12 protein-coding genes and 4 tRNA genes are annotated in these 15,484 nt (G+C 45.2%); 7 read left to right on the forward strand and 9 right to left on the reverse strand.

All coding sequences use genetic code 11. The annotated features are described in order from the left end of the window. Positions 1-25: 25 nt before the first annotated feature. The 3 genes from asnS to purB form a co-directional block, all read right to left on the reverse strand. Complete coding sequence (gene asnS / locus KTG12_RS04495; protein WP_005637279.1) at positions 26-1,432, reverse strand: asparagine--tRNA ligase; 1,407 nt, start codon at positions 1,430-1,432, stop codon at positions 26-28. Between the two features lie 67 nt (positions 1,433-1,499). Next, positions 1,500-2,957 (reverse strand): pseudouridine synthase, encoded by a 1,458-nt coding sequence (locus KTG12_RS04500; protein WP_155143689.1) that lies wholly within the window; start codon positions 2,955-2,957, stop codon positions 1,500-1,502. Between the two features lie 61 nt (positions 2,958-3,018). After that, positions 3,019-4,362 (reverse strand): adenylosuccinate lyase, encoded by a 1,344-nt coding sequence (gene purB / locus KTG12_RS04505; RefSeq protein WP_022321794.1) that lies wholly within the window; start codon positions 4,360-4,362, stop codon positions 3,019-3,021. Between the two features lie 169 nt (positions 4,363-4,531). Here purB and KTG12_RS04510 point away from each other — a divergent pair. The 3 genes from KTG12_RS04510 (at position 4,532) to KTG12_RS04520 (ending at position 4,807) form a co-directional block, all read left to right on the forward strand. Next, positions 4,532-4,606, forward strand: a tRNA-Val gene (locus KTG12_RS04510). A gap of 25 nt (positions 4,607-4,631) precedes the next feature. Beyond that, positions 4,632-4,706 (forward strand) — tRNA-Val (locus KTG12_RS04515). A gap of 26 nt (positions 4,707-4,732) precedes the next feature. Beyond that, a tRNA-Val gene (locus KTG12_RS04520) sits at positions 4,733-4,807 on the forward strand. 183 nt (positions 4,808-4,990) lie between these two features. Here the strand turns inward: KTG12_RS04520 and KTG12_RS04525 are convergent. Next, a complete protein-coding gene (locus tag KTG12_RS04525; protein ID WP_055284732.1) occupies positions 4,991-5,431 on the reverse strand; it encodes a DoxX family protein in 441 nt (146 codons plus the stop codon). A 112-nt stretch (positions 5,432-5,543) separates the two neighbouring features. Beyond that, positions 5,544-5,617, reverse strand: a tRNA-Arg gene (locus tag KTG12_RS04530). Between the two features lie 197 nt (positions 5,618-5,814). Between KTG12_RS04530 and asnA the strand changes: the two genes are divergently transcribed. Both asnA and ung read left to right on the forward strand, forming a co-directional pair. After that, positions 5,815-6,852 (forward strand): aspartate--ammonia ligase, encoded by a 1,038-nt coding sequence (gene asnA / locus KTG12_RS04535; RefSeq protein ID WP_055284731.1) that lies wholly within the window; start codon positions 5,815-5,817, stop codon positions 6,850-6,852. Between the two features lie 115 nt (positions 6,853-6,967). Continuing rightward, positions 6,968-7,630: a uracil-DNA glycosylase gene (gene ung, locus KTG12_RS04540; RefSeq protein ID WP_005637306.1), complete on the forward strand. Its 663-nt coding sequence runs from the start codon at positions 6,968-6,970 to the stop codon at positions 7,628-7,630. Between the two features lie 20 nt (positions 7,631-7,650). Here ung and KTG12_RS04545 read toward each other — a convergent pair whose 3' ends face one another. Together KTG12_RS04545 and KTG12_RS04550 are read right to left on the reverse strand one after the other, a co-directional pair. Further along, a complete protein-coding gene (locus KTG12_RS04545) occupies positions 7,651-10,416 on the reverse strand; it encodes a putative LPS assembly protein LptD (RefSeq protein WP_005637308.1) in 2,766 nt (921 codons plus the stop codon). Positions 10,417-10,481: 65 nt separating this feature from the next. Then, complete coding sequence (locus KTG12_RS04550) at positions 10,482-11,024, reverse strand: HDIG domain-containing metalloprotein (RefSeq protein ID WP_005637310.1); 543 nt, start codon at positions 11,022-11,024, stop codon at positions 10,482-10,484. Positions 11,025-11,162: 138 nt separating this feature from the next. Here KTG12_RS04550 and KTG12_RS04555 point away from each other — a divergent pair, with 138 nt between their 5' ends. Together KTG12_RS04555 and KTG12_RS04560 are read left to right on the forward strand one after the other, a co-directional pair. Then, entirely contained in the window at positions 11,163-12,308 is a 1,146-nt protein-coding gene (locus KTG12_RS04555; protein WP_371745083.1) for an exo-beta-N-acetylmuramidase NamZ domain-containing protein, read from the forward strand. A 75-nt stretch (positions 12,309-12,383) separates the two neighbouring features. Beyond that, positions 12,384-14,246 carry a sensor histidine kinase gene (locus KTG12_RS04560; RefSeq protein ID WP_227226174.1) on the forward strand — a complete coding sequence of 621 codons (1,863 nt, stop codon included), beginning with the start codon at positions 12,384-12,386 and terminating at the stop codon, positions 14,244-14,246. A gap of 53 nt (positions 14,247-14,299) precedes the next feature. On the opposite strand, the gene KTG12_RS04565 is transcribed toward KTG12_RS04560, so the two are convergent. Both KTG12_RS04565 and KTG12_RS04570 read right to left on the reverse strand, forming a co-directional pair. Then, on the reverse strand, positions 14,300-14,743 hold the full coding sequence (locus tag KTG12_RS04565) for an META domain-containing protein (protein ID WP_005637317.1): 444 nt from the start codon (positions 14,741-14,743) through the stop codon (positions 14,300-14,302). Between the two features lie 10 nt (positions 14,744-14,753). Continuing rightward, positions 14,754-15,179, reverse strand: coding sequence for an META domain-containing protein (locus tag KTG12_RS04570; RefSeq protein WP_005637320.1), 426 nt, complete (start codon positions 15,177-15,179; stop codon positions 14,754-14,756). Between the last annotated feature and the right edge of the window lie 305 nt (positions 15,180-15,484).

Below are 15,484 nucleotides of genomic sequence, written 5' to 3' on the forward strand. Positions count from 1 at the left end.
TTTGATTTTTCAATTCTATGCGAAATTAGAAATCGGCATTCTTCGGTGTACGAGGGAAAGGAATCACGTCGCGAATATTTGTCATACCTGTCACAAACAACAGCAGACGTTCGAAGCCCAAACCAAAACCGGAATGAGGAACCGTACCGAAGCGGCGGGTATCCAAATACCACCACATATCCTTCATAGGAATCCCCATTTCATTGATGCGGTTCAACAGTTTGTCATAATCGGCTTCACGCTCGGAACCACCGATAATTTCACCGATTTTCGGGAACAACACATCCATCGCACGAACCGTCTTGCCGTCCTCATTCTGCTTCATATAGAAAGCTTTGATCTCTTTCGGATAGTCAGTCAGGATTACCGGACGTTTGAAATGCTCTTCAACCAGGAAACGTTCATGCTCAGAAGCCAGGTCGACACCCCAATATACCGGGAACTCGAACGTGTGGCCTTTAGCAACGGCCTCTTCCAGAATCTTGATTCCTTCCGTATAAGATAAACGGACGAAATCGTCTTTCAACACTCCCTGCAAACGTTCGATCAAACCCTTATCGAACATATCGTTCAAGAATTTGATATCATCCATACAGTTGTCCAAAGCCCATTGTACACAATACTTGATGAACTCTTCCGCCAACTGCATATTGTCCAGGATATCATTGAAAGCCACTTCCGGCTCGATCATCCAGAACTCGGCCAAGTGGCGCGGCGTATTGGAGTTTTCCGCACGGAAAGTCGGACCGAATGTATAAATCTGTCCCAAAGCCGTAGCCGCCAATTCACCTTCCAACTGTCCAGAAACGGTCAGGCTCGCCTGTTTACCGAAGAAATCGTTATCATAAACGATAGATCCGTTTTCATCCTTCTTCAGATCATAGAGGTTCATGGTCGTCACCTGGAACATCTGACCCGCACCTTCACAGTCGGAAGCTGTGATCAGCGGTGTATGGAAATAGAAGAACCCTCTGTCATGGAAAAATTTATGAATGGCATAAGCCATGTTATGACGAATACGGAACACCGCTCCGAATGTATTCGTACGTGGACGGAGATGAGCGATCTCACGCAGGAACTCCATCGAATGGCCTTTTTTCTGCAAAGGATAAGTATTCGGATCGGCAGAACCGTAAATTTCTATTTCAGTAGCCTGGATCTCCACATTCTGGCCTTTTCCCTGCGACTGCACCAACGTACCGTTTACACTGATACTCGCACCTGTTGTTATCGGCTTCAGAAATTCTTCGCCCAGCTTGTCCACGTCTACAACGATCTGAACATTATTTATTGTAGAACCGTCATTCAAGGCTATGAAACTAACCTGTTTACTACCACGGCGGGTACGGACCCATCCTTTCACGTTAACGGTCGTACCGAAAGCTTCGCTTTTCAGTACGTCTACAATTTTTGTTCTTTTAATTGCTTCCATGTTTATATTTTTATTCTTAGGTAATCAAAACAAGTTAGCCGGCTTTTCCAACCGGCTAAACTCTATATTATTCGAAAGCCCCCATGCGGAGCGCGTTCACTTCACGTTCGTTCAGATAACGCCACTTTCCACGTCCAAGGTTCTTTTTTGTAAGACCGGCAAAATATACACGATCCAGTTTAACCACGTGATAGCCCAGTGATTCGAAAATACGACGGACGATACGGTTACGCCCTGAGTGAATTTCGATACCGACCTGGCTCTTATCATCTTCGCTTGCATAACTGATGGCATCAGCATGGATTTCTCCGTCTTCAAGCTCTAATCCGTTAGCGATCTTTTCCATATCTTCGATAGATACGTTCTTATCCAACCATACATGGTAGATTTTCTTCTTCTTGAAAGAAGGATGCGTCAGCTTGGAAGCCAGATCGCCATCGTTCGTCAGCAACAGTACACCTGTCGTATTACGGTCCAGACGTCCCACCGGATAAATTCGTTCCTGGCAAGCGTTCTTTACCAAATCCATGACAGTCAGACGTTCCTGAGGATCATCGGAAGTTGTCACACAGTTCTTCGGCTTATTCAGGATGATATACACTTTACTCTCGATCTGAACCGGCTGGTCTTTGAACAACACCGTATCCTGACGCGTAATCTTCGTTCCCAATTCAGTTACAACCTGACCATTTACCTGAACAACTCCTTCCTGGATAAATTCATCCGCCTCGCGACGAGAACAAACACCTGCATTGGACAAGAACTTATTCAAGCGGATCGGTTCGTTAGGATCTGCCAGCACTTCCTTATACTTCAACTGCTTCTGGAAGTTATACTTGGCATTCGGATTGTAATCACCGGTACGGCGATTGTTGTTCGGACGTCTGTTGTTATTGTAGCCGCCACGTCCGCCGCCATTTCCATAACGGTTGTTGTTATTACCGTATGAAGGTCTGCCACCACGATTATCACGATTATCGTAAGACGAACTTACACGGGTATCACCTACACGCGGTCTTCTTTTCTTTACACCATCACCCGAAACACCTTCGCCGGACGGAGTAGCCGAATAAGCCTTTCCTCTGTCTTCATAGTTCGGGCGAGACGGACGATTGTACGGACGATCGTTCCCATAAGAACGGTCATTGCCGTAAGAAGGGCGATCGTTGTTACCGTAAGGGCGATTGCTACCATAAGAAGGTCTGCTGTTATAGCCGCCTTCACGATTAGAGTTGCCATAGCTACAGTTTCCACCATTATCGCGGTTATACGGTTTGTTGTAACCGCCATCACGGTTATCATACGTACGCGGGCGACTCGGTCTGTCTCCATAAGAGCGGTTGTCCCCATAAGAATTATAACCTCCGCGGTTATATGGTCTCCGTTCATAGTTGTTTCCCTCAGGTCTGTTATAACCTTGATTGTAAGGTCTTCTTTCAGAATCCTGGTCTGTGTTTTCCCGTCTGATACTTGGTATCACCTTTCTTGGACGCGGTTGAGATTCATCTCTTTCTTCTGTGCTCATTTGATGTAAATTAAATGATAATTAACTACTTGGTAACCTCACGGCTACCCATTGTTTCTCACTAAATACCTGTATAATTATGCGGCGTTATCGCCTTTAATTCAGCTTTAACAGCATCGCTAACCTGCAACGTATCAATAAAATTACTGATCGATTCGGCTGTGATACCTTCATTTGTACGAGTCAAGGCTTTTAATGCTTCATAAGGTTTCGGATACCCTTCACGACGAAGGATAGTCTGAATTCCTTCGGCCACTACAGCCCAGCAGTTATCCAAATCCCGGTACAATGCTTTCTCGTTTAATAACAACTTACCCAGCCCTTTTGTTAAACTTTTGAATGCGATTTCGACATGAGCCATCGGCACACCGACATTACGAAGGACTGTAGAGTCTGTCAGGTCGCGCTGCAAACGTGAAATCGGCAACTTGGTTGCCAGGTGCGTCAGGATAGCATTTGCCATACCCAAATTACCTTCCGCATTTTCGAAGTCGATCGGATTCACCTTGTGCGGCATAGCAGAAGAACCGACCTCACCGGCTTTGATCTTCTGTTTAAAATATTCCATAGAAACATACTGCCAGAAATCACGGCACAAATCGATCAAAATCGTATCGATACGTTTCATCCCGTCAAAAATAGCAGCCATGTTGTCATAGTTGGAAATCTGTGTCGTCCATTCCTCACGGCTCAGTCCCAACACTTCATTCACAAACTTATTCCCGAAAGCTTTCCAGTCATATTCCGGAAAAGCCACATGATGCGCATTGAAATTACCGGTTGCTCCACCGAACTTAGCAGAAACAGGAGTCACTTTCAACAGCTTCACCTGTTGTTCCAAACGGTAAACAAACACCATCACTTCTTTTCCTAAACGGGTAGGAGAAGCCGGCTGCCCATGTGTCTTGGCCAACATGGGAACATCCGCCCAGTCTTCGGCATATTTCTTCAACATGTCGATCACTTCTTGCAAACCGGGAAAATACACTTCGTTCAGTGCATCCTTGATAGACAATGGAACGGATGTATTGTTAATATCCTGGGAAGTCAATCCGAAATGGATAAATTCCTTATATTCCTGCAAAGACAACAAATCGAATTTCTCTTTTATAAAATATTCAACAGCCTTTACATCATGATTTGTCACACTCTCGATCTCTTTAATACGGGTAGCGTCCTCAACCGAAAACTCGCGGTAAATTTTCCGCAAAGCCTCTTTATTCTCCCCAGTCGCCAACGCACGAAGCTGCGGTAAGAATTCAGACAGAGTAATAAAATACTCGATCTCAACCTGCACTCTGTATTTAATGAGCGCATACTCTGAAAAGTAAGCCGCCAGGTTCTCGGCTTTATTTCTATATCGCCCGTCTACAGGCGAAATTGCTGTCAGTGTCGAAAATATCATATACATTATTAATATGGAGTTGCAAAGTTACTATAAATCTTAATACATATAGGCGGAGATGAAGTTTTTTTCTACTTTTTCGCAAAAATATTTGGAGGTAATAAAAAAAGCCGTATCTTTGCAGCGCTTTAGAGAGATAGAGCATATCAAACTTAATGAACAAATGAAAGGGCGTTTAGCTCAGCTGGTTCAGAGCATCTGCCTTACAAGCAGAGGGTCGGCGGTTCGAATCCGTCAACGCCCACTCATCAACGAATTGATTTCACTTTGGGCGTTTAGCTCAGCTGGTTCAGAGCATCTGCCTTACAAGCAGAGGGTCGGCGGTTCGAATCCGTCAACGCCCACTCATCACCAAAATGATTTCATATTCGGGCGTTTAGCTCAGCTGGTTCAGAGCATCTGCCTTACAAGCAGAGGGTCGGCGGTTCGAATCCGTCAACGCCCACTTTTTTTTTAAGAGCAATCATGATTACATGATTGCTTTTTTTATTTCCCAACCAACACAAAGAAACACCTTATTCTCCCACTATTCTTTAAAAGAAGGCTAACACAACAAAAAAGGCAGGAATAATAATTCCCGCCTTTTTGTTTCCTTTCGTATACACCTAACGGCTTCTCCAATAGAACCTCACCGTTTCTTTTTATATAATGCAGAAGATATGACATGATCGATAGAAAATTTACCCGGTCCCGTTATGTACATCAGCACAAATACCACCAGATAAATAAAGGCCAGTTCCTTCACGGCAAACGGATCATTCCCGTGTATCACAAAAAAAGCCATTCCCATTGTAAAGACCATCGGGATCATAGCCAGACGATAAAACGCACCGAATATAAAGCCTACGGAACAAAATACCTCAGCGAAAACAGCCAGCCCCAACGACAACGTACTTCCTACACCCAATGGATCCGGGAAAGATTCCGACATAGCACTAAAATTCGTCCATTTCTGGATACCATGCGAAAGCAGCAATACTCCGAAAAGGATACGCAACGCCAACAAAAAAAAAGAAAAAGCATTTCCTACCGGCTTGGCAGGAAAAAGAAATTTATAAACCACTGACATAATCTTTGTTCTTTCTTAAATTAGTTATTCATTTATAAAACATAAATAAAAAAGAAAAGTTTACGCGTAACCCCATAAAAAAAAGGACTTCCAACACTTGGAAATCCTTTTGTGACCAGGGTGGGATTCAAACCCACGACCTTCAGAACCGGAATCTGACGCTCTATTCAGCTAAGCTACCCAGCCAAAGACAGCGCAAAAGTATATATAATCTTGCAGGAAAACAAATGAACGGGCAAAAAAAGATTACTTTTGATATTTTGCAAGCATCCTAACGATAATCACTTCCATTTTGCAAATAAAAAAAGGCACATAATTGCTATTTTGCCATTAATTAGTATCTTTGCCACACATTATTCACAAACATAAAGCACAACAAGTATATGAGTTACTTAATTAAACCAGCAGGATATAAGGCTTTATTGAACTTATCGCAGACCGAGATGGGTATCAAAAAGATCAAAGACTTTTTCCAGCAAAACCTGTCTTCCGAATTACGGTTGCGGCGCGTCACTGCTCCGTTGTTCGTTTTAAAAGGGATGGGTATCAATGACGACCTGAACGGAACGGAACGTGCGGTCACGTTTCCGATCAAGGATTTGGACGATGCCAAAGCTGAAATCGTCCATTCGCTTGCCAAATGGAAACGACTTACTCTTGCTGATTATCAAATCGAAAAAGGCTATGGTATCTATACCGACATGAACGCTATCCGCTCTGACGAAGAGTTGGGAAACCTACATTCTTTATATGTCGACCAATGGGACTGGGAACGCGTCATGGGAGCCGAAGAACGGAATGTAGATTTTCTGAAAGAAATCGTACGTCGCATCTACGCAGCCATGGTACGAACCGAATATCTGGTCTATGAGATGTTTCCCGAAATCCGTCCTACATTGCCCCAGCAAATCCATTTCATACACTCCGAAGATTTATTGCAAAAATATCCGACCTTCACGCCGAAAGAACGGGAAGATGCGATTACGAAAGAATACGGAGCCGTTTTCATTATCGGTATCGGTTGTAAGTTAAGCAACGGAGAGAAACATGACGGACGCGCTCCGGACTATGACGACTGGTCGACAGTTGCAGAAAACGGACAAGTCGGATTAAACGGCGACCTGCTCGTCTGGGACGAAGTACTGAACCGTTCGCTCGAACTGTCCTCCATGGGTATTCGTGTGGATAAGGAAGCCTTGCTCCGCCAGTTGGAGATTTGCAACGCGGAAGAAAAAAAAGAACTATATTTCCACAAACGCTTGCTAAACAACGAACTGCCTCTAAGTATCGGGGGAGGTATCGGACAAAGTCGCTTGTGTATGTTTTACCTCCGCAAAGCCCATATCGGTGAAATTCAGGCAAGTATATGGCCGGAAGAAATGCGTCGTGAAGCCCGTGCTGCCGGTATGTACTTGATCTAATTGATAATTAAAAATTGAAAATTGAAAATTAAGGATGGATTATTGATAATTATTTCTGATATTCGCGTAATAAAGAGAATTTCCAATTTCTAATTTTCAATTTTCAATTACCATTATGGACGTCAAGATAGAACAGAGCTGGAAAGAACGATTAAGTTCTGAGTTTGAAAAGGATTATTTCAGCCAGTTGATCACCTTTGTTAAAGAAGAATACCGCCAAAGAACCGTCTATCCTCCTGGTCCCTGTATCTTCAGTGCGTTCGAACACTGTCCGTTCGACAAAGTCAAAGTAGTCATTCTCGGACAAGACCCCTATCATGAACCCGGACAGGCACACGGACTTTGTTTCTCCGTCCAAGACGGGACACCCTTTCCCCCGTCGCTCGTCAACATCTTCAAAGAAATCGAAAGCGATTTAGGCAAACCCATGCCGCAAACCGGCAATCTGCTCCGTTGGGCGGACCAGGGCGTCCTGCTTCTCAATGCAACCCTGACGGTTCGTGCACACCAAGCCGGCTCACACCAGAATAAAGGTTGGGAAGAATTCACGGATGCCGTAATCCACCGCCTGACAGAAGAGCGAAGCCATATCGTTTACATCCTGTGGGGGTCGTATGCACAACGGAAAGGCGCTTTCATCGACGCCTCCCGCAACCTGATATTGAAATCGGCTCATCCGTCTCCCCTCTCCGCTTACCGCGGATTCTTCGGGAACAAGCATTTCAGCAAAGCAAATGATTATCTGATCGCAACCGGACAGACACCAATAGATTGGTAATTATCAATTGACAATTGGAATTACTCCCATTTCTGCCCGTCACGATAGTTGCTGCTCTGGCGCCATTTCAGGTCTTTCAGCAAAGACGAACTTACTGCAATATTGAAGGTATAGGACTTATAAGGTCCCACCGGCACAAAACTGGCAGTCATCTGCCAGCAATGCAGGTCGCGAGTGATATTGCAAGTCATATAGGATATCTTATGCGTATCGAAGTCATAGGTGGCATTAAAGTTAAAACGCCAGTTCTTCGTCGGCTGGATATTACCGTTAAAGCTCAATGCATGTGTAAGCTTGTACTTATATTCGAGCTTGCTCGGGTCAAAGTCTCCATAACGCAATTGCATGCTATAGCTGAACGAAAGGCTCCAGGGCACTTTATTGACCATATAGCCATACGAATCGAACTCACCCGTATCTTTCTTGGCACCACGCAATCGGCCTCCTTCCATTTTACCCTGCTGGTCCCCCTCTTCCCCCGAAGAGATTTGTTCGAATTCCGGATCGTTCGATGCATTGGGGTCTGTCGGAGGGTTGTTGGAATCGTCGTTATTATCTTTCTTGCCGAACAATTTGCCGAACGTATCATTATTAAAGGTATAAGAGAAACTCGTACCGGTCTGGCGCAAACGGCCTAATCCTTTACCGGCCTGCCAACGCGGAATATCCAACCGGCGAACGGTCTTCGTCGCTTCATCGTAGCCATAGGTATAGGTATCGAACGTACCGTTCAGGTTCAATGTATAGCTCTTCGAAAACTTGAGACGCAAGCCTACACTCAAGTCACTCCACTTGAACGAATCGGCCGCCATATTATAACTCATCCCCAACGACAACTTATCGATCAGACTGATCTTACGCTCTCCTGTCGAATCGCGATCCGACTTGATCTTCATTTCGAGATTGTTATCTAACTGAAAACTCACGCTCCCCGACTTCCCGTTAGGGGCCGTCCCAAACATACCGCCTTCAAACGGCGAATAAGAGATCTGCTGCGTCTGTCCATATTGATCTTCATACATAAGATCTTTCCAGAAACCATATTTGGAAGCTCCAAAATCAGGCGTATAGCTCAACGTTACCGAAGGTTCGAAACGATGACGAATCATCTTGATCTTGTCACCCAAAAACGGCAACGGTTTATAGAAACCATATAGCGTGGTGGAAGCTGAAACGGATGTGCTGTAATCGAATACGCGGTAGAAACCATAAGTCGTATCACGCGCAACCACCTGCTTCTTCTGCATGTCGTATGCTTTTTCCACCTTATTGGTGTACCAACGTTCGGTATAATTGAACGACGGCGAGATATTCAAATACTTGAACAAAGAGAAAGTAGCACTCACCGGAATCTGGTGCTGCATGGCATTCCGCCAATCCTTCACCAAGCTCGACTTGAACAATTTGTCTTCTTTCGTATCGATACTATTACGCAGGTAACCGTTGTAACTCATGGAAATCTTCTCATACCAACGTTCTTTTCCGACCGCATTCTTCCGCTTGAACGGGAAGATACGGCTCATCGTAATTGTAATATCAGGCAATGTCAGCGAGATCGTCGAGTCTTTCGAACGCTGGTTCACATTCATGGTAGCCGAAATACTGAACGGATTATTCGGGAAACGCTGTGTTATACTGATACTGGACCCTTTGGTATTCTGGTTCGCATCCGCAAACCCTTGCGAGCCAGGATAGAAGCTGTTCAGGTTATTACGGTCATAACTGCTGGTCGCAAAGTTCACACTCGCCGAGAAAGTCCGGTACGGATTTGCCTTCGGGTCCTGCGAGTGTGTCCAGTTCAGCTTGAAGTCCTTAGACAAGCTATAATCGGGAAGTCCCTTGTCGCCCAAACGGGTAACCAGATAGGAGGCATTGAAACTGCCCGAAAACTTATACCGTTTCCGATAAGAAGAACGAGCCGACAGTCCCCAGGAACCTTTCGTATAGATTTCACCGGTCAAAGCCAGGTCCATATAATCGCTCAACGCAAAATAATACCCGCCGTCGCGCAGATAGAAACCACGCGAACTTTCATCCCCGAAAGTGGGCATGATAATGCCCGAAGAATAAGAACTCGAAAACGGGAAGAAACAGAAAGGCAGACCGATCGGATAAAGCGGGACGTCCTCAAACACCATATAGACGGGACCCGTCACGATATTTTTCTTCGGGCGGACTTTCGCCTTCGTCATCTGGATATAGAAATGGGGGTGATCATGCTCGTCGCAAGTCGTATACCGTCCCCCCTTCATATTCAGGACATCGTTGTCCATCTTTTTGGTACGTCCGGCCGTCACATAACCTTCGCCTTGTTGCGTGATCACATCTGTGATATATCCTTTTTTCGTACCGAAATTATAGCGCATCGTCTTGGATTCATACTGTTGGTCGCCATCTTTGAAAAGAGGATAGCCGAATTCCTCCCCGATCGAGTCGAGGCCGAAAGTGGCATACACCAGGCTACTGTCCATATTCATCTCGATTTTCTCGGACTGAAGTTCGATTTGTTGATATTTCACATCGCTTTCCCCAAACAGATAAGCCCAGTTCGCTCCCGTCATGATGATGGAGTCTTTCGCCTGGTAAGAAACCGGAGCGTCCAGCCCTGTCTGCTTCTTCGGTACACTGTCTAACGCAAGCACACTATCCTGTCCGGCAGATACGACCGTATCGCCCACAACGGCCATCACGGTATCGGTCGGGGCTATAAGTTCCTGCGCCTCAGTCATCATGTTTCCAGTGAGGAAAAGCAACAAAATAATCAGGCATTTGTATTTCAAAAACATTCCGTCGTTATTTGCAGTGTGTTACAGCGGGCAAATGTATAACAATTTAGCGAGCCAATCCCTTTTTATTCCCCTAAAAAGAGTTTACACCAGTTATCAAACCGTTCGACAGTTTCGTTTCCATACTTCGAAAGGCCCTGTTTTACCTTTTCGACAGATTTTTCTTTGTCCAGTTTCGTTTTGCTGTAAAACTTGTCGGCGTAGCAAATCAGTTGTTCTTCCAAGGTTTCCGGCATAAAGTCCCGGTGCGGAAGAGGCAAACCTCGTTCTTCAATCATTGCCAGCGTAATACCTGTTCCCGTATGCCGTTCGCACACGCGGGCATGGCGGGGATAACCTTCCGCCCGCATCAATTCGGCCCCCAGATAACCGTGGCAAATATATTCCGCATCTCCATGGCAATCGATATCGGGAGCATTACAACGAAAAATACCGATATCGTGCAGCATAGCTGCCTCTTCTACAAAGGTAAGGTCAAGATTCATCTCCGGATGCATCCGGGCTATAGCCAAAGCTTTATCTGCCACACTTCTACTATGAATAACCAAAATCCGGTACGCCTCCGAACCTACCGGATAATATTTGGCAATAATATCTAAAGGGTTCATAACAATCAATCGCTTTATTGAGAGACAAAGATACGCAATAAACAAAAAGAATCGTTACTTTTGCAGAAACAAATAGTAAGGAATGAGTCTATGAGAACAGTTATCAGGTATGCCTTCTGGCTGTTAAGCCTGTTCTTAATGTCTGAAATCCAGGCCGTCACTCCACAGAAAGCCCCTCTAAAATTGGGAGCCGAACGTATGGACGTCGTTACCCGTCTGTTGAAAGACAAACAGGTCGGATTAGTAGTGAACCAAACCTCCATCCTCGAAAAGCAGCAGAAGCATTTGCTGGACGCCTTGTTGGAAGAGGGTATCAACATAAAGAAAGTGTTCGCCCCTGAACACGGTTTCCGCGGGACGGCCGATGCGGGAGCCGAGATCAAAGACAGCCGTGACGTAAAAACAGGAGTCCCCATCATATCCCTATACGGAAAGAACAAGAAGCCGACAGCCGAGCAGTTGACCGGCTTGGACGTGGTCGTGTTCGACATTCAGGATGTCGGAGTCCGCTTTTATACTTACATCAGCACCATGCATTATGTGATGGAAGCCTGTGCCGAAAACGATGTCGAATTTATCGTCCTGGACCGCCCTAACCCGAACGACTTCGTCGACGGTCCTGTCCGCCAGAAAGGATTCGAATCCTTTGTCGGCGTTGACCCATTACCCATACTGCACGGTCTGACGGTTGGCGAACTGGCTTGGATGATCAACAAGGAAGGTTGGCTGAAAAGTACACCCGACACCTGTAAACTGCATATCGTCAAGATGGAAAACTGGCGTCACGGAGATCCGTACTGGTTGCCGGTAAAGCCCTCTCCCAACCTGCCGAACGACCAGTCGATCCGTCTCTACCCTTCACTCTGTTTCTTCGAAGGGACCAATATCAGTGTCGGTCGCGGGACCTATTATCCATTCCAGATATTGGGAGCACCCGATGCCAGATACGGAGATTTCACCTTTACGCCCACCTCCTTGCCAGGTTTCGACACGAAACCGTTGCATAAGGACAAGGAATGCTACGGCACGGACTTGAGAGAATATCCCTTTACCGGGGGATTGACGCTGAAATTCCTCCTTGATTTCTATAATAAAGCAGGCAACGACCAAGCTTTTTTCTTCACCCGCCCACAATGGTTCGACCTGCTTGCCGGGACAAAAGAATTACGTTTCCAGATTGTCCGCGGCTTAAAGGAGGACGAAATACGCGCAAGTTGGCAACCGGCATTAAATAAATATAAGAAAATCAGAAAGAAGTACTTGTTATATCCCGATTATCGTTAACTTTGAACGGTTTTTTAAAACATACGGGTACAATTGATAAGTGCTTCTTCCTTGAAAATACATATATACATAGCGATGTTGATATTGGCCCTTTGTTTTCCGCGTGAAGCAAAGGGTTCCTCCGATAAAAAAGGGAAGGAACTGTTTAATGTCCTTGTCATACAGTCATACAATCAAAGCCTGAGTGCCTACTCCAAGTTCGACAAGCTGCTGCACGAGGAACTGGAGAAAGAGCAAATATACTCTTCCATCCACACATTCTACCTGGACTGCGAACGCTATAATGCCACAGACGAAGAAGCCCGGATGTACTCCTTTCTCGACACTTTAAGTTTCAAACCGGACATCATCATTTCCAATGACGATCAGGCTACCTATACTTTAATGGCCTGCAACCATCCGCTCGGCAAGACGATTCCGGTTGTCTTTTCAGGTGTCAACTTTCCCAACTGGGAACTATTGGAACAGCATCCCAACTTCACGGGTTATTGGGACAAGCCTGAATATCTGAAAAACATACAACTGATCGAAAAACTATACGGAAGATCAAAAATACTGATCTTCAAAACGAAAGAATTCATCGGCAGAAAAGCGTTCGAAACGTTGATGGACAATATCCAGGGACATGGAATAGCTGTTTACGAAGGATTGTATCAAACAAGGCCCCAAACTACTTCCACGGAAATCCAGCCCGGCAAAGAAGGCGCTTCTGCCTTATATACGACCTCAACAGCCAACCTGACCGCCCGCCAGCTTCTTTGGGTATTTGAAGACAAGCCTTACACCGCCTGCATACAAATCATTCTCGACTTCAATGTCCTGACCGTCGGACGCCTGGCCAATGTGCCGAACTTCACAGTCATTAACAACGGGTTCAACGACAACAGAGGGATCACCGGTGGCTATTTCACTACCTTGCAAATCCAGGCTGATTGTGTTGCCCAAACAGCTGCCCGCATCCTGAAAGGCACTTCTCCAAATGACATTCCTATCGTAGAAAGCCCCAAAACATTTGCTTTCGACTGGAAAGAGATGCAACGTTTCAACATACGGTTGAGCGATCTGCCACAGGGAAGCATCATCTATAACATGCCACTGGAAGTCCGTTACCTAAACTATATTATTGCAGGCGGAATCCTGCTCGTCATAGCAATCGTCTATATCATCCTTCACCTCATTTACATGTACTACCGCGAAAGCGAACGGAAAAGGCAGGTGCAACTCCGGTTGATCGAAGAGAAAGAGCGAGCCGAAGAAGCCAATAAGATGAAATCGGCATTCCTCGCCAACATGAGCCATGAGATACGCACACCGTTAAATGCGATAGTCGGTTTCACCAACCTATTACAAGACGAAAAGGAATTGACCGATGAAGAAAAAGACCTTTTCCGCAATACGATCAACAAAAACAGTAATCTGCTGCTGAAACTGATTAATGATATCCTGGAACTCTCGCGCATTGAGTCGGGACGGATGTCTTTCGCTTTCGACGATTGCTCTCTAAACGAACTGTTAGAAGAGATCTACCAGACACATCACCTGCTTATGCCGTCGAATATCCGTTTCCTGAAAGAATTCCAAGAAACGGAACTTATCATTCATGTAGACCGTTTCCGGTTCACGCAAGTGATTACGAATTTCATCAACAATGCCGTCAAGTTCACCACTAAAGGGCACATCCTGTTAGGAGCTGTCTATAAGAAGGAGGAGAAAGAAGTTCATGTCTTTGTCGAAGATACAGGAAAAGGCATGTCGGAAGAGGCCCAGAAGAAAGTGTTCGAACGTTTCTTCAAGGTGGACGAATTTGCACAAGGTACCGGACTGGGCCTATCGATCTGTCAAACCATCGCCGAGCGCCTGGAGGGGCGAATCACCCTTTCTTCCCAGGAAGGAAAAGGCAGCCGCTTCACCCTGATCATCCCTTGCAGGCCGAAATAAAAAAGGCGGCCCGTCACAACCGGAACCGCCTTCCAAACATTTCACAATGAAAGTCACTTCTTTTCAATTACCATCAATTTGGTATTGTCCGTGCCATATAAAGCGATTTTATTGACCGGTTTCACCTCACCTACTGCATCAAAGCGAACGACTTTATCCAAAGCCTGCAACAATTCACGCTCACCACTCATATCCGGACAAGCCATACGCGTTGTCGCAACCTGCGGGAATTTAATGATATTCTTGCGGGAATCGCTGTATTCGATCTGCCCCATCATCCGATTGCATCCAGCTCTTCCGGAAAGGGAATGGCGAGCCACGTCGAACTCGATGACTTGATTCGTCTCGGCAGGATTCAACACCTTGCCGTTCAATTCGACAATATTCCAACTACCATCCAGGTCGGAGAAAGTCGCTTCCACACCTTTTTTCGCCTTACAAGAAGCAAAGATACCGATACTCAACGCCGCAAGACAAAGATACATGTACTTCTTCATTTCTATCCAATTAGTTTTTTGACAAAACCATCAACACGTTACCGTCAGCATCGACCAGCAACATTTCATTTTCGGACTGGCCGGCCTTCACACCTTTCACGTTTCCCATAGCTTTCAAGATCGCATCTTCGATCTCCATATCCGGACAAGCCATCATGGTAGTGGCTGCGGGGTTGATCGTGATGGAAGAAATATCCTGGTCGTCCAGCACGACAGTCGAATTAAAGATATTACATCCGGCATTACCGTGAACTTTATTATCTTTCATATCAAACTCCATATTGGGCAAACCTTCTTTCAGTATTTTTTCTCCTTTTACTTCCACAATATTCCATTTACCTTCCAACTTCTTTGCATCTGTTTTGACTTCAGAGCAAGAAAACAACATCCCGACAAAAGCAGGAATCATCAAAAGTGTCAAAATAGCTTTTTTCATTTTTTACTTTTTCATTTATAATAATCACTCGTAAATATAAGACGCCGAATCATTGCAAAAAGTTCCCGACAAGCTCATTATTTAATATTCATTAACCATTCTTACACCCCATTCACAGCTTGTATTGTATTTAAAGGGGTTAAAAAACCACAGAGGAACCGGCAAAGCCGGGAACAATCATCTATTCATCAGCTAAAGCAGACGGCAAAAGAGAGCTTGCGGCACGAGGTTCAGCCTTACCCGTTAGTTCACCGGTAAATCTGCATTTACGGTTCAAACTTATCAGTACTATAATGAATTAAAAA

The organism is Parabacteroides sp. MSK.9.14, from assembly GCF_019041495.1.
Classification (GTDB): Bacteria; Bacteroidota; Bacteroidia; order Bacteroidales; family Tannerellaceae; genus Parabacteroides; species Parabacteroides merdae.